A 14,535-nucleotide genomic window follows, 5' to 3' on the forward strand; every position below is an offset into this window, starting at 1 on the left:
TGAAAGTCTATTTCAACCTTTTTCTTTGTTTATATTTATGTAGGTCCTCTAAGGGTATAACACATCATTTAAAATTTCCGCCAGCGGTTTCATTGCATTTTTAGCCTGCTTTACCGTGTTGTTTTGAGCGCCCAATTCGATCAGAAGACTGCGTCCTCTGTAATGCAGATTGTAACGGTATCCCTTGATGTAAATCTTCCTGGTAAGACCCGGATATTTTTTCATTGCCTCCGCCTGAAGCTGCAGGCTGAATGCCAGATTCGTCTTTTTGTTTGGATTTTTAAGGTATTTGATATCTCCATTTTTGGCAGTCCGGCTGATGCCGTTAAAAAACATAAACTGGGCCATTTCCACTCCATTTTGTTTAGAGACAAGCTTTGTACTCTCCTTCACTCCGTCTCTGTGCAGATCAATCACCACCTGGATACTCGGATATTTTTTCAGATATCTCTCAACAGAGGCCGCAGCATAATAATATGCTTTTGACCGGTCTTCCTTTCCGTTTTTAACATCATAGATCCCTCTGTCATGTATCACATTGATCCCATATTGTTCCCTAAGAAGTTTTGTAAGAACATCTCCGGCTCCTATGACAGTGTCTGACTTTTCTCCTTTCCTGCTGTCTTTATAAGCTTCACTGCCGTGAGTGTGAAAGATCAAAATCTGGGGCTGCTTTGATTTCTTCAGAGAAAGGTCCTTATTTAAAAGAACCTTTCCGTTGATCTCACTGTTCGTCACCATCGTAGTGCTGTCTACCTGATAAATATATTTTCTTAAATAATTCGGATCGTTCCACTTTTTACTGTTGAACACGGTCTTCTTTGCCGGTACTTCATCTACCCGGACTCCGCTCTGTTCATTATCCTCCAGATCATAGAACTGATTTTTTACTAAATCAGAACTTTTAACCTCGGAATAATTTTCACTGTAACAGATAGACGGCACAATGTCATTCCGGTAGGTCGTTATGATCTTATTCAGCACTGATCCGTAAATCGGCTGTCCGCCGCTGTGATAGGACGGAATCAGCTCATTTACTGCTTTAAGATAATAATTCTGGACAGCCGTGGACACCATGTCCGGATGCCCGGAAAAATAACGGATTCCCATGATAAGAAAGACGGCAAGCAAGACACATCCCGCTGCTCTTCTCTTTTTTCCCATATCATCATTTTATTCAGCTTTTATATGATTATGCAGTAAATGATTAATTCCCTCTGAAATTGTGTAACTGATTCTTTTAATGGATTCGTCAATATTTTTCGGTGTCACATGCATAGAAGTAAAGTCCTCGTCAAGCATTTCCAGAATATCTTCGTTATCCGACTCATTTCCCACAATATCACTGATGATGGCGGAAACAGAAATGACCGTAGGAACTCCTATGGCAAGGACCGGGATTCCGATCGTTCTTTCTGTGATCTCATTTCTGTGGTTTCCCACACCGGATCCCGGTGCGATTCCGGTATCACTGATCTGAATCGTCTTGTTAAGCCTGGAAGAACTTCTTGCCGCCAGGGCATCCACAGCAATCAAAAGATCCGGCTGGATCTTTTCGGCCAATGCTTCCAGCACTTCTGACGTTTCAATTCCAGTCTGTGCCATGACTCCCGGCGCGATAGCGCTGAGTTCCATGGCATCCTTTAAATAACCCTCTCTTTTCAGGTGGCGGGTAATCCAGAGATTATTGACAACCTTAGGCCCCAGGGAATCGGCCGTAACCTCAGAATTCCCAAGACCTGCCACAAACACTTTCGCATTCCGCGGAATCATTTCTTTTAAGTTCAAATACAAAGCCTCACTCATTTCTTTATGATAGCTGCCGTCATTTGATGACAGATCTCTTGTCTCAATAGTAATATACTGTCCCATGGGCTTTCCAAGAATCTGTTCTCCTTCTTTGTCCTTAATCGTAATTCTTGTCTCTTTTATATCATTGGAGGCATCGATCCTCGTCTTCATAGAAACTCCCTTCAGACTGGATTGCTCCTCCGCTTCTTCTTTTAGTTCTAACGCTAAGTCTGTTCTGTTCTGCATCCTGATTCTCCTTTCTTCCTGTCCTTAGTATGAAAAGAATCCAAAAAAATATGTAAAAACAGGAACTTTTGCATTGACAGATCGGACAGACTTCTATAAAATAGAGGAGTATGTTTATAGAAGCTATAACCGTGTCTCGCTTCGAAGTAAACACCGAACGAAAAGATAAGTACAATTATTATATGGAGGTGCCCACATTGGCAAATATCAAATCTGCAAAGAAGAGAATTCTTGTAATCAACACAAAGACTGAAAGAAACAAAGCGATCAAAACGAAAGTAAAAACATATATCAAAAATGTAGAAGCAGCTGTTGCCGCAGGAGACAAAACTGCTGCAAACGAAGCATTAACAGCTTGTATCTCAGAGATCAACAAAGCAGCATCCAAAGGAATTTTCCACAAGAACACTGCTGCAAGAAAGGTTTCCCGCCTGACAAAAGCAGTCAATTCTGTAGCTTAATTTTCAAAATGAATCTATAAAAAAAGAGCTAACCGTCAGCTCTTTTTTTATTACTTAAAATCTTGAAGCGGGCTTTCCCGCTTTAATCTTACTTACTGAATTCTACGAGCAGCAGTTCCACTCCGATCCTGTCCGTAATTTTTCCGGTCTTGATTCCTTCGTCTGTGGCTGCGCATTTTTTTATCATCTCATATAGTTCTTCTCTCTTAAATAACCGCACCTGCTGCTTCAGTTTTCCCGCTACAAATGGGGGCACTTTCAGTTCTTTCGCCATTTCTCCCTGGGATTTTCCGGCTTTCAGAAGCGACTGTGTCTGTAAAAGCTGATTGCACTGTCTCACCAGCAGAGCCAGTATCCCGAAAGGTGATTCCTTCAGCTCGATCAGATCATAATAGAGCTTTAAAACGGTATCCCGCTGCTTTTTTGCGATGGCTTCCAGCATGACAAAAATCTGATTCGTCGTCTGTGCTGTGGTCAGGGCCTCCAGATCTTCCGCCCCAATAACCTCTCTGCCCTTCGTATAGGAAATCAATTTCTCCAGCTCATTTTTGATTGTAAACATATCCTGCCCGGTCTTATAGAGAAACAGCTGAATATCTTTCTGGGTCATTTTTTTTTGTTCCTTTTTCAGCATCTGCGCAACCCACAGGACCAGGTCCTTTTCCTTCGGCGTCTCAAAAGACACCGCACATCCTTCTTTGTTAATGTATTTGTAGATTTTTGACCTTTTGTCCACATCATCTTCAATGATCAAAAGGATGGTGGTCTCCGGCATTTCCTTGAGCGCATTTAAAAAATCATCATTGCTTTTCTTCCCAAGTTCTGTCTGATCCAGCACCAAAAGACGGTAATCATTAAAAAATGGCATGGTTTGTATCAGTTCTAAAATTTCCGGAATGTCCGTCTTTTTTCCCTCAAAATAGGAGTAATTCATCGTATCCCCGGATGGAATCAGCGCCTCTTTTAACTTATCCCGCGTCTGGGCCACCAGATATTTTTCTTTTCCATAAAATAAATATAGATTCTGATACTTCTGTTCTTTTATATGCTGTAAAACTCTTTTCATCATCAAAGCCTTTCTCTTCCATTATATTTTCTGCACAGAGCCGTAAAATCTAAAATCATGGTCTGCTCTTCATCTTCTTTGCGGAAAGCCAGGTAAAGGGTTCTCCCGGCTTTCCCGGGGTCCAGATGAAACATCAGCAGCTTTCCCCTTTTTGCCTCTTCTTCCACCGCTTTCAGCGGCATGACGGCGATGCCCATTCCCATACTGACGGAACGTTTCATGATCTCCTTATCATGGATTTTTGCAGCCACATGAAGCTTACTCAAATCAACACCTTGTTCTTCTAAAAATCGGTCTTCATCTTCCTCCGTATCATCTGTGAGTTCTCTTAAAATAAAAGGTTCACTGAGCAGTTCCTGAAACGAATAGCCATTTTCCAGCAGATTCCTGTACTTTTCCTGATTTGGCGCAATTACCACCTGCTGATCGGTCCCGTAAGGGATAAAGGTAAGTTCCGGCACATTTTCATGTTTCCCCAGAAATCCGAGATCAGCTTCTTTTTTAAGTAACATCTTGACCGTATCCACACTGTTCTTCTGGACAAGAGATATGTCAGCCTCCCTGTGGAGCTGCTTAAAATCCTTTAAGATATCAGGCAGGACATACTGGAGAGCAATCGAATCCCCGGCAAGTACGAGAGAAGGCCTCTCTCCTTTCGGCCGGATGAATTCATCATATACTTGATCTCTTAACTCCAGCATTTTCCTGGCATACTCATATAATCTCTCCCCATCTGCCGTGACTTCCACCCGTTTCGTCGTCCGGTTAAACAGACGGCAGGATAATTCCTGTTCCAGCGAAACCACATGGGCACTGACTGTGGGCTGGGAAAGAAACATAATCTTTGCCGCCTTAGAAAAACTCTGATACTTTACTACATTTATAAAAGCTTCAATCTGCCGAAATTCCATGCCTTTTCCTCACTCTGCCGTAATATTCCATCAGTCTCACATAATCCTGCGGTGTATCCGTATCCATCATGCACCCGGGATCGTCATCCACCGTAACCAAAACCGTAGATTCCAGGAAATGGAGCAGTGCCCGCCTGAGACCTCCTCCTTCTCTGAATCTTAAAAGATATGGAAAACACTCCTTCGAAATCACCGGAGGATGAATTCTCTGACCGTTTCTGGACGGAATAACGACCGAGGCCTCTGAGGCTTCGAGCCATGTAAAAAGCTTCTGATATGTGTTTTGTGCAATCATCGGCATATCCCCCGGCACCACCGTGATGCCGTCAAAGGCCAGAGCCCTGGCTATCCCCACCTGAACGGATTCCATCATATCTCCGTGCTCAAAATTGTCATTATGTATGATCTCTGTCCCGCTCATAGAAGCCAGTTCTTCTTCAATTTCATCTGCGCGGTATCCTGCCACCACGATGACCTTGCTGACACCGGCATTCAAAAGGCTTTTGACCGTACCGCTTATGATGGTTCCGTCACCAAACGGAAGCAGCGGCTTAAACGCCCCCATCCTCCTCGATAGCCCTGCACATGGGACAATACCTGCTATTTTCTTCTTTTTCATCATTGTTTCATTATATCAAGTTTGGGATTTAAATACCACCGCTTTCTTTCCATGGAAAACCAGAGCATTCCTGATCTGGAAGTCTCATAGATACTGCACCCCGAATCGTTCAGCCTTCTGACCGTCTCCCGGTGGGGATGCCCGTATCGGTTCTTTTTCCCCGCGGAAACGATGGCAATCTTTGGCCTGAGCTGACGGAGCAGCTCCTCTCCTGTGCCGTTTTTAGATCCGTGATGTCCCACCTTCAATATGTCAGCATGCTGTATCCCGCTCTGCACAAGCATCTCTTCCCCCTCGTTCTCCAGGTCTCCTGTCAGAAGAACACTCAAACCCCGTACCTTCAGCCGAAACACAAGGGAAGCGGCATTTTTCTCCAGCCCGGTATCCGGCCCGGGGTGCAGACATTCCATAGACCAGTCAGTCCCTGAAAACTTACTCCCCATGGACAGATAACTGACCGAAACGTGATATTGTCGGGCTTCCTTTTCTATTTCCATATATGCATGATCTTTTTTTACCCGGGGCAGATAAAGGCGCCTGATCATCCCCGACGGCAGAAGTTCTCTGATACCCGAATAATGGTCAGAATCCAGGTGGGTGATGACTGCTGCGCTGACCGCCTGATATCCCTGTGATTTTACATAGGGTGCTATGATATACTGTCCCACATCTTGTTTGGAGGAACTTCCGCCGTCCACCAGAATCATATCCTGCCGGTTTAACGACAGGGCGATGCAGTCTCCCTGTCCCACATCCAGAAAAGAAATCTTATCCTGCTTTTTCTGCACTCCCAAGATCAAAAAGCAGCCGCATGCCAGCAGGCAGGCATATTTATGGTAAGAGCTCTTCTTCAAAGTCTTATAAAGCAGACAGAGTCCCATATAAAATACGATGATCCACAAGAAAGAAGGTTTTCCAAGGACGAGATTCTGAACCGGCAGGCGGCGGGACAGACTTGTCCCTGCCACAACAAGCGAAAACAAAGCAGACGCAGGGACAGAAAACAGGAAAACCGGCAGAAAAGCACTCAGGAATCCTGCCGTAAAACCCGCTGTCACGAGAGGAAGCATCAAAAAGTTAAATATAAAAGATAAAGGATAGCATTCATACTGAAAATATAAGAGAACCGGCGTCATAATGATCTGGACCACGATACAGAAGACAAATCGCCTGATCTGTCTGTCCCTGAAAGTTTTCTGTTTTCCTGCCGGCAGCACTTCCCGGTAAATACCGGCGGCCATCACCGCTCCCATGGACATCAAAAAACCTGCATCCAAACATCTGAACGGACTTTCCAGCAAAAGCAGAAGCCCTGCCGCTCCGCCGGATGACAGCAGATCATAAGAGCGTCCGCATACCTGGGACAGCACGAAGAAAAAAAACATGAACAGGGCTCTTTTCGATGAACCGGTCATGCCGGTCATGACACAGTAAGACAAAGCAAAGGTCAGCCCGGCTGCACCGGACAGACAGACAGGAACCCCGGCCCCTCTCAGTCTGCGGTAAATCCCTGCGCCTGCCAGCGAAATGTGCAGGCCGGAAATAGCCAGGATATGAACGATCCCGCTTTGGGTAAAGGTGTCTTTCAAATCTTTGGAAATCCCCGTCTTGTCACCCAGGATCATAGCCTCAAACATGGGCCGTATCTTTTCGTCATACTGCAAGGAAAGATTTTTTGACATACGGTTCCGTAAAGAGAACAACCTGCTCTTCCAAAACTTTTTCTCCTGCCCCAAAATTTCCTTCTTATCCGGAAACATCGTAAATCCGATATTCCTGGAGAGATAATAGATCCTCATATCGTTCTCTCCCAGATTGGACGGCCCTTCATGAGGCAGAAGCTCTCCCGTCAGCACAACTTTATTTCCCGGCAGTATATGGCCAAAGTCATCGTCATAGACCATCACGTCCCCGTCCAGATATAGATGCCGGTCCGGCAGATATACATGGGATAAAAGCAGAAATTCTTTCTTCTTTGTCCTCCCTTTCCACTCTGCGGTTCCCGCCGCTCTTACCTGTTCAGAGCCTTTTAACACATTTTCCTGCCGGGTGAACCTTTTGTTCTGATAAACAAACATAAGTGCTCCCGCAAGAAAGCCTGCAAAGAAAAATAAAACAGCCCTTCTCCATCCAGAAATTTGTTTCTTAAAAAAGAGCACAAATATCCCTGAAAAGAGAAGCGCTGCGAAAACCATCCGAACATCATGACATGCTGTGATTTCTCCAAGCCAACAGCCTGCAAATACTGCAAGAAATGGTCTGTTATTCATTTTTACTCCATCGGAAGTTCTCCGAATATAAAGCTGTCCCGGTTCAGCGCGCCGATCAGTTTGCCGTCTGTATCAATGATCGGACGCCCGGAAACAGTAAATTCCACATATCCGACCCCTTTCAGCTGTGTCAGCGTATAGACGATGGCAGCTTTGCAGATGACATCTTCATTCGGTTCAATCTTCTTATATCCAACCGAAAAATCCACGTAGGCAATATTGTTGGAAACAGTCACATTGCTGATGTTGATATCTTCCGGAATGGCTGTCTTATACTTGCTGTTCCTGCCGACCCTGGACATCTCGTCCAAAAGTTCCTCTGCTCCCAGCTGACTGTTCATTTGGACATCGATGTCTTTGTCCTTTCGGATCAGCTTCGTGTATGTTTTGTTCGTGTAGTAAATTCCTGTCCCGTCTTTTGACTGTGTATCCTCATCATCTTTCTTTGAACAGCCCGCACAGAAAATGAGCACACTGAAAAGCGTCAGAAGGATACATAATAAAATCGTTCGTTTTCTCACCGCCGTATCCCTCCTTATGCCTGATATTTGAGCGGAATTCGGACTGTAAATGTAGTGCCCTCTCCCTCTTTGCTGTACAGCTTGATTTCACCGTTATGGACAAGAACTGCATTTTTGGTAATAGCAAGTCCCAGACCGGTTCCTCCGGTCTCTCTGGATCTGGCCTTGTCTACCCGGTAGAACCGCTCAAACACCTGTCCCTGACAGTCTTCCGGGATGCCGACGCCTGAATCCGCTACCTTCACATAAAAATATTTGTGGTCGGCATTTAAAGACACTCTCACCCATCCGTCGTCCTGGTTATACTTGATTGCATTCTCAATCAGGTTGGAGAGCGCCAGGGTCAGCTTTACCTCATCGATCTCGGCCGTTACCGGACGGAAAGATTCCAGAATCAGCTCAATGTTCCTCTGCCCTGCAATCGGTTTCAGCCGCTTCATGATCATCTCCAGCAGTTCATTGATATTGACGCTGGAAATCTCCAGCTTAGCTGCCTTTTTATCCAGTTTAACCAGAGATAAAAGGTCCGATATGATTACATTCTCCCGGTCGATCTCAGCCACAATATCATTCATAAATTCACGGTAGAGTTCCGCCGGCACCGTCTCTCCCTGCTGAAGAAGGGAATCGGCCAGAACTTTCATGGAAGTCATAGGCGTCTTCAGTTCATGAGAAACGTTGGAAACAAATTCCTGACGTGAATTCTCAAGAACCTGTGCCTTGGCAAGAATCTCATTCATGGCCGTAACCATGTTTTTAACTTCGGTGCATCCCACGACGCTGATCATCTCATCTTCATGTCCGGAAGAAATAAAATCCAGATCCTTTTGAATCTTACGGTAGTCTTTTGTAAGCCAGTAGCTCAGCAGCGCCCCGGCGGACATACCGCAGATGATAAACGCCACCACCAGCATATTCCTCTGCTGCTTCATCTCATTGGACACAGCGACAATATCGCTCTTCGGAATCGTTGCGATGACACTTCCCAGTACCTTCTTTTTCCTGTTCCCTTTGTTCATGATCGGAATCATGATCTCTACATTGCTGCCCACCTCGGAGACAATGCGTTTCTTATTTCCTTTCATGACGTTCAGCAGTTCGTCAGAGATATAAAACTTATCCTGATAATCTGTCATTGTGTCTTTTACTATTTTATAATTACTCTTTACGACAATAATCCGTCCATGCAGGCCCGCCGCCAGTTCATTGGTCTGGTTGGAAATAGAGTTGGAGCTGTCATCAATCAAAAAATCCACTCCGACAACCTGACCAGCCAGCCACTGACACTGGCTTACAATTCCATCGATCTTCTGCTGTTCTGCCTTCTCGCTGTAGGAGTCGTTTAAAAGCTTGCTGAACAGCACCACCACGAATACCGTGATCACCAGCACTGACATAAAAATGAGGAACTGCATGCTCTTAAAGTAGGAGAATCTGTCCTTCTTATGCTTGGAAATAATAACCTACCCCCCATTTAGTATGTACATAGTCTGGAACTCCCGGATTTACTTCGATTTTTTCACGCAGACGCCTGATATGGACATCCACGGTCCTGGCATCACCCGGATAATCATACCCCCAAACAGTGTTCAGCAAATCTTCTCTGCTGTATACTTTATTCGGATGGAACACGAGCAGTTCCAGCAAGTCAAACTCTTTCGCCGTCAAGTTAACCTCTTTGCCGTTGATATGGACTCTGCGGCTGTCACAATCAATCTTTAATCCGCGGCTCTCGATCACCTTCGGTGTCTCTGCCGGAGCAGCGTGGCTGACACTTCTCCTTAAAATGGCCTTGATCCGCGCCTTCACTTCCAGAATATTAAACGGCTTGGTTACGTAATCATCCGCGCCGTACTCAAGTCCGAGGATCTTATCCATGTCGTCGCCCTTTGCTGTCAGCATGATAATCGGTACGGTCGAAAACTCCCTGATGGCCTGACACACTTCATATCCCGTAAGCTTAGGAAGCATCACATCCAGAAGGATGATATCGTATTGATTTTCCTTTGCAAGTCCCAGGGCTTCCTCTCCGTCATAGGCACAGTCTACCTCCATCTCATCCTGCTCAAGGCTGAACTTGATTCCTTTTACTATCAATTTTTCGTCATCAACAACCAGTACCTTTTTCATATTTTCACCTCAAACTAAACTGTTATCATGTCTTTGATTTTACGGTAGATGCCCTGTTTGATTCCCCGGATCTTCATGATATCCTCCGGCTTTTCAAAGCCTCCGTTTTCTTCTCTGTAAGAAATAATGTCGGAAGCTTTGGCCTCTCCGATCCCTGTAAGGGTCATCAGCTCTTCTCTGGATGCACTGTTTAAGTTCACCCTTTTGTCCTGAGTCCCGGAACCTCCAGTCGGTGAAGATGTATCTTCCTTCTTCCCGGCTTCCTTTTTCGAAGGCACGTAAATCTGCTGCCCGTCTTTGATCCGTTCTGCCTGATTGACACCTGCGGCTGAGGCATCCTTCGTAAATCCTCCTGCCAAAGCGATGGCGGAGACAATCCTTGCGTCCTCCGGAAGTTCATAAACTCCAGGTTTCTTCACGCTGCCGCAGACATAGACGCAGATCTTCTCCTTCTCAGAAGCTTTTTCGGTTCTTTGGGGCTCGGACCCATCATTTATCTCCATTCCGGACTTCTGTGCACATCCCGCGATGCAGAATGTCAGAAGCAGAATACCGGTCATACATAACTTTTTTGCTCTATACAATCTAAGGACCTCCTTAACTGTACAAAGCGCCATCTAACCATGCGTAAAATCTCTATTGCTATTGTAACTAATCTGCCTCATTTTTACAAGGACATCTTTCAGGAGAGCCCTATGATTTCCATTTAAAAATTAAGATGCCTGCAACAAACAATACGACGCCCGCAAGCTTCATCCACTGAAACCCTGTTTTTTCGACCCCAAACAGTCCGAAAACCTCGATCAGGTATGAGACAATCAGCTGTGCAGCCACAATCAGCATGGCAGATTTTGCCGGTCCGAGTAAACCGATGCTCTTGATCACCGTAAAGGTAATGCCCGCACCCATGACTCCTCCCAGGAGCACATATTTCGGCGACACTTTCATGAGACTTAAAAAACTCTGATCCCTTTCCGCAAAGATCCAGACGGCAAGGCAGGTCAGCAGTCCGGTAAACTGCACGAAAGAACTGGCTGTCCACAATCCGGTCTGCTTTGAAACTTCGGTGTTAAATACACCCTGAATACTCATCAGGGCACCTGATACTAATGCTATTATAAATCCAATCATAAAAAAACCTCCAAAGATTTGTTACCCATAGTTTATCCCTGGAAGTTTTTGATTATACATTTAAAAAGAGGCTCTGAGCTTTTCAGTCATCATATCCACATGTTCCTTTTCAATGACAAGGGGCGGTACAAACCTCAAAACATTGTTTCCGGCAGAGATAAGAATCAGTCCGTTGGACAGAGCCTTCGATACAATCTGCCCGGCCTGTTTCTCTTCCGAAAACTCCAGTCCCTGCATCAGTCCGATGCCTCTGTGGGCAGTGATAAAACTGAACTCATTTTTCAGTTCTTCGAGTTTGTCCCACAGATAGCCGCCCACTTCCCGGACATGTGCGACCAGATCAAGCTTTTCAAACTGGTCAAAGACAGCATTAACCGCTGCTCCCGCCAGAGGATTCCCCCCATAAGTCGTTCCGTGGTCTCCGGGCACTAAAACCCCGTCTGCTTTTTCACCTGCGACAAATGCACCCACAGGAATACCGCATCCAAGGGCCTTGGCAAGGGTCAGTATGTCCGGTTTTACTCCATAGAGATCATGGGCAAACATAGAACCGCACCGTCCCATGCCGCACTGGATCTCGTCAAAGATCAGCAGAAGGTCATGCTCATCACAGAGTTCCCTTAAACCCTTTAAAAATTCAGGGTCGGCAGGATAAATGCCTCCTTCTCCCTGTACCACCTCGCAGATGATGCCGCAGGTCTTATCCGTCACCTTGGAAGCCACATCGGAAAGATCATTGAATTCGGCAAACACCGCACGGAATTCCTTCGGCACAAAGCCTTCCTGATACTTTTCATTGCCTGTCACAGACAGGGCCCCCTGGCTTCTGCCGTGGAAGGACTGCTTCATTGCAATGAATTCATATTCCTTGTCCGGGTCCTCCTGATATTTGTATTTCCTTGCGACTTTCAGCGCTCCCTCGATGGCCTCTGTACCGCTGTTGGTAAAGAATACTCTTTTCATCTTCGCGGCTTCCACGATTTTTTTTGCAGCCTCAATCGAGGGCACATTGTAATACAGGTTCGACGTATGGATCAGTTTGTCGATCTGGACTTTCAAAGCATCATTGTATTCCCTGTTTCCGTACCCCAATGCGAAAACAGCGATCCCTGCCCCAAAATCCAGATATTCTTTCCCGTCGGTATCATATAAGTTTACGCCGTCCCCGCGGTCTAAAACCACGGGAAAACGGTTGTAAGTCTTTAATATGTATGCTTCTCCGTCTTCTATAAAATGATTCATGTTCTCCTCCTAAAAAATCGGATCTTTTAAGATCGCCGTTCCGATACCTTTTTGTGTAAAGAACTCAAGCAGCAGACAGTGATCCAGGCGTCCGTCCAGAATATGCACTCTTGCAACACCGTTTTCGATGGCCTCAATACAGTTTTTAAGCTTCGGAAGCATGCCCCCGCCAACGACTCCTTTGTCTACGAATTCATGGGCCTGGGTCAAATCCATTTCAGAGATCAGTGTGCTCTTATCTTCAGGGTCAATGAAAACCCCCTCAATATCCGTAAGGAAAACCAGCTTCTCTGCGTTCAAAGCAGAAGCAATGGCACAGGCCGTGTCATCCGCATTGATGTTATAGCCCTCGTAATCCTCCCCAAGTCCGATGGGAGAGATCACCGGAACAAAATCGTCCTCAATGAGCGCCTCTAAAAGGTCTGTATTGACTTCTGTTACATTTCCCACATAGCCGAGATCTTTCCCCAGAACTTCCTTTTTTTCAACCTTCATCATCTCCGCGTCTTTTCCGGAAAGTCCGACGGCCTTAATGCCCTGCTGGGCCATCATGGCAACCAGTTCCTGGTTCACCTTAAACAGCACCATCTCAGCGATCTCCATCGTATCTTTGTCTGTGACACGGAGTCCATTGTAAAATTCAGGTTCCTTTCCGGAAAGCTTCACCCACTTGCTGATCTCTTTGCCGCCGCCGTGTACGATGATCGGCTTCATACCGATCAATTTTAAAAGGGCCACGTCCCGGATCACATTTTTCTGCAGATCTGCGTCCAGCATGGCGCTTCCGCCATATTTGACAACCACATATTTTCCGCTGAAATAACGGATATAAGGCAGAGCTTCGATCAACACCTTTGCTTTTAATGATTCTTCTTCCAACATCTTTTCGTCCATAATTTCTCTCCTTAACTCCTGTAATCTGCGTTGATAGATACATATTCATGGGTCAGGTCACAGCCCCACGCCGTGGCCGCCTCTTCTCCGCTGCGGATGTCGATCACCGCTGTCACTGCATCTTCGGATAAAATTTCCGTAGCCGCATCTTCCGAATAATCTGTGGCAACCCCATCCTTTACGATGGCAAGACTTCCTTTTTTGCTCTCAAATGAGATATCCACTTTCAGCGGGTCAAACGCCGCTCCCGAATATCCCATGGCACAGAGGATTCTTCCCCAGTTTGCGTCTTTTCCGTAAATGGCCGCCTTTGTGAGGCTGGATGTGACTACTGCCTTGCTCAGGGTTTTGGCACAAGCCTTATCCGGTGCATGGTGTACCTGAACTTCAAATAACTTTGTACAGCCCTCACCGTCTCCGGCAATCTTTTTGGCAAGCTCCCGGTTTACATAGAGCAGGGCCTTTTTAAAAGTCTCATAGTCCTCATTTTTCTCTGTGATCCTTGTGTTTCCGGCCATTCCGTTTGCCAGCACAAATACGGTGTCATTGGTGGACGTATCTCCGTCCACAGAAATCATGTTGAAAGTATCCTCAATCAGTTCTCTCTGGAGTTCTAACAGCAATGTCTTTTCGATGGCGGTGTCTGTGGTGATAAAACCGAGCATGGTTCCCATGTTGGGATGGATCATGCCGGAGCCCTTGCAGATGCCCCCAACGGTCACCTCCGTGCCTGAGAGTTCCACGGAAACTGCTGCCTCTTTTGTCTTCGTATCGGTGGTGAGGATCGCCTCCGCCGCATCCCGGCTGCTCTGCCGGTCATGCCTTAACTCAGGAACCAAAAGCCTGATTCCCTTTTCGATGGCTTCCATCGGAAGCTGCTGACCGATCACTCCGGTAGAGCTCACTAAAACTTCTTCTTTTAAAACACCGAGCTCTGACGCTGCCATTTCCGCTGTCCTGACCGTATTGTCATAACCTTTTTCACCGGTACAGGCATTTGCGATCCCCGTATTGATAACCACTGCCCGGACCGTCTCCTGGTCCTTCACCAGTTTTTGTCCCCAGAGCACCGGAGCTGCCTTCACAACATTTCTCGTAAATGTCCCTGCCACAGCCGCGGGCTCTTCACTTAAAATCATAGCCATGTCTTTGTTGGTTTTTCCGGGCTTAATTCCTGCACGAAGTCCTGCTGCCAAAAAACCTTTCGGGGATGTCACCCCTCCGTCTAATATCTTCATAAATATATCTCCTTT

Annotated in this window: 15 protein-coding genes; 1 reads left to right on the forward strand and 14 read right to left on the reverse strand. The window is 46.0% G+C overall.

What is annotated here, in order from left to right:
- Positions 1-48: 48 nt before the first annotated feature.
- Together spoIIP and gpr are read right to left on the reverse strand one after the other, a co-directional pair.
- Positions 49-1,164 (reverse strand): stage II sporulation protein P, encoded by a 1,116-nt coding sequence (gene spoIIP, locus QVP35_RS02800; RefSeq protein WP_006566749.1) that lies wholly within the window; start codon positions 1,162-1,164, stop codon positions 49-51.
- Positions 1,165-1,173: 9 nt separating this feature from the next.
- Positions 1,174-2,037 (reverse strand): GPR endopeptidase, encoded by an 864-nt coding sequence (gpr, locus tag QVP35_RS02805; protein WP_009289502.1) that lies wholly within the window; start codon positions 2,035-2,037, stop codon positions 1,174-1,176.
- 197 nt (positions 2,038-2,234) lie between these two features.
- Between gpr and rpsT the strand changes: the two genes are divergently transcribed.
- On the forward strand, positions 2,235-2,498 hold the full coding sequence (gene rpsT, locus QVP35_RS02810; RefSeq protein WP_009289501.1) for a 30S ribosomal protein S20: 264 nt from the start codon (positions 2,235-2,237) through the stop codon (positions 2,496-2,498).
- Between the two features lie 88 nt (positions 2,499-2,586).
- Here the strand turns inward: rpsT and holA are convergent, their stop codons facing one another.
- The 12 genes from holA to argJ form a co-directional block, all read right to left on the reverse strand.
- Positions 2,587-3,567: a DNA polymerase III subunit delta gene (holA, locus tag QVP35_RS02815; protein ID WP_006566746.1), complete on the reverse strand. Its 981-nt coding sequence runs from the start codon at positions 3,565-3,567 to the stop codon at positions 2,587-2,589.
- Positions 3,567-4,475 (reverse strand): selenium metabolism-associated LysR family transcriptional regulator, encoded by a 909-nt coding sequence (locus QVP35_RS02820; protein WP_006566745.1) that lies wholly within the window; start codon positions 4,473-4,475, stop codon positions 3,567-3,569. Before QVP35_RS02820 ends, holA begins: the two co-directional genes overlap by 1 nt.
- Complete coding sequence (locus QVP35_RS02825) at positions 4,456-5,097, reverse strand: nucleotidyltransferase family protein (protein WP_006566744.1); 642 nt, start codon at positions 5,095-5,097, stop codon at positions 4,456-4,458. The genes QVP35_RS02820 and QVP35_RS02825 overlap by 20 nt, the downstream gene beginning before the upstream one ends.
- The gene (locus QVP35_RS02830) at positions 5,094-7,364 is read right to left on the reverse strand and encodes a DNA internalization-related competence protein ComEC/Rec2 (RefSeq protein WP_022260773.1); all 2,271 of its coding nucleotides are present in this window, start codon (positions 7,362-7,364) and stop codon (positions 5,094-5,096) included. Before QVP35_RS02830 ends, QVP35_RS02825 begins: the two co-directional genes overlap by 4 nt.
- Positions 7,365-7,366: 2 nt before the next feature.
- Positions 7,367-7,885 (reverse strand): GerMN domain-containing protein, encoded by a 519-nt coding sequence (locus QVP35_RS02835; protein ID WP_009289495.1) that lies wholly within the window; start codon positions 7,883-7,885, stop codon positions 7,367-7,369.
- 14 nt (positions 7,886-7,899) lie between these two features.
- Positions 7,900-9,300, reverse strand: a complete 1,401-nt coding sequence (locus tag QVP35_RS02840; protein WP_006566741.1) for a sensor histidine kinase — start codon at positions 9,298-9,300, stop codon at positions 7,900-7,902.
- A gap of 28 nt (positions 9,301-9,328) precedes the next feature.
- The gene (locus tag QVP35_RS02845; protein WP_006566740.1) at positions 9,329-10,015 is read right to left on the reverse strand and encodes a response regulator transcription factor; all 687 of its coding nucleotides are present in this window, start codon (positions 10,013-10,015) and stop codon (positions 9,329-9,331) included.
- A gap of 14 nt (positions 10,016-10,029) precedes the next feature.
- Complete coding sequence (locus tag QVP35_RS02850; RefSeq protein WP_009289492.1) at positions 10,030-10,599, reverse strand: helix-hairpin-helix domain-containing protein; 570 nt, start codon at positions 10,597-10,599, stop codon at positions 10,030-10,032.
- Positions 10,600-10,708: 109 nt separating this feature from the next.
- The gene (locus QVP35_RS02855) at positions 10,709-11,146 is read right to left on the reverse strand and encodes a DMT family transporter (RefSeq protein WP_006566738.1); all 438 of its coding nucleotides are present in this window, start codon (positions 11,144-11,146) and stop codon (positions 10,709-10,711) included.
- Between the two features lie 60 nt (positions 11,147-11,206).
- Positions 11,207-12,388: an aspartate aminotransferase family protein gene (locus tag QVP35_RS02860; protein ID WP_006566737.1), complete on the reverse strand. Its 1,182-nt coding sequence runs from the start codon at positions 12,386-12,388 to the stop codon at positions 11,207-11,209.
- A gap of 9 nt (positions 12,389-12,397) precedes the next feature.
- A complete protein-coding gene (gene argB / locus QVP35_RS02865) occupies positions 12,398-13,282 on the reverse strand; it encodes an acetylglutamate kinase (protein ID WP_006566736.1) in 885 nt (294 codons plus the stop codon).
- 11 nt (positions 13,283-13,293) lie between these two features.
- A complete protein-coding gene (gene argJ, locus QVP35_RS02870) occupies positions 13,294-14,520 on the reverse strand; it encodes a bifunctional ornithine acetyltransferase/N-acetylglutamate synthase (RefSeq protein WP_006566735.1) in 1,227 nt (408 codons plus the stop codon).
- Between the last annotated feature and the right edge of the window lie 15 nt (positions 14,521-14,535).

The sequence above is a fragment of the Anaerostipes sp. CAG:276 genome, assembly GCF_000432215.1.
GTDB classification, from domain to species: Bacteria; Bacillota; Clostridia; order Lachnospirales; family Lachnospiraceae; genus Anaerostipes; species Anaerostipes caccae.

Bases quoted from the DNA above. Each gene is read 5' to 3' on its own strand.
- QVP35_RS02820 (WP_006566745.1), bottom strand. From the start codon at position 4,475: ATGGAATTTCGGCAGATTGAAGCTTTTATAAATGTAGTAAAGTATCAG.
- argJ (WP_006566735.1), bottom strand. From the start codon at position 14,520: ATGAAGATATTAGACGGAGGGGTGACATCCCCGAAAGGTTTTTTGGCA.
- QVP35_RS02845 (WP_006566740.1), bottom strand. From the start codon at position 10,015: ATGAAAAAGGTACTGGTTGTTGATGACGAAAAATTGATAGTAAAAGGA.
- gpr (WP_009289502.1), bottom strand. From the start codon at position 2,037: ATGCAGAACAGAACAGACTTAGCGTTAGAACTAAAAGAAGAAGCGGAG.
- QVP35_RS02840 (WP_006566741.1), bottom strand. From the start codon at position 9,300: ATGCAGTTCCTCATTTTTATGTCAGTGCTGGTGATCACGGTATTCGTG.
- QVP35_RS02825 (WP_006566744.1), bottom strand. From the start codon at position 5,097: ATGATGAAAAAGAAGAAAATAGCAGGTATTGTCCCATGTGCAGGGCTA.
- QVP35_RS02855 (WP_006566738.1), bottom strand. From the start codon at position 11,146: ATGATTGGATTTATAATAGCATTAGTATCAGGTGCCCTGATGAGTATT.
- spoIIP (WP_006566749.1), bottom strand. From the start codon at position 1,164: ATGGGAAAAAAGAGAAGAGCAGCGGGATGTGTCTTGCTTGCCGTCTTT.
- QVP35_RS02830 (WP_022260773.1), bottom strand. From the start codon at position 7,364: ATGAATAACAGACCATTTCTTGCAGTATTTGCAGGCTGTTGGCTTGGA.
- argB (WP_006566736.1), bottom strand. From the start codon at position 13,282: ATGGACGAAAAGATGTTGGAAGAAGAATCATTAAAAGCAAAGGTGTTG.
- QVP35_RS02860 (WP_006566737.1), bottom strand. From the start codon at position 12,388: ATGAATCATTTTATAGAAGACGGAGAAGCATACATATTAAAGACTTAC.
- holA (WP_006566746.1), bottom strand. From the start codon at position 3,567: ATGATGAAAAGAGTTTTACAGCATATAAAAGAACAGAAGTATCAGAAT.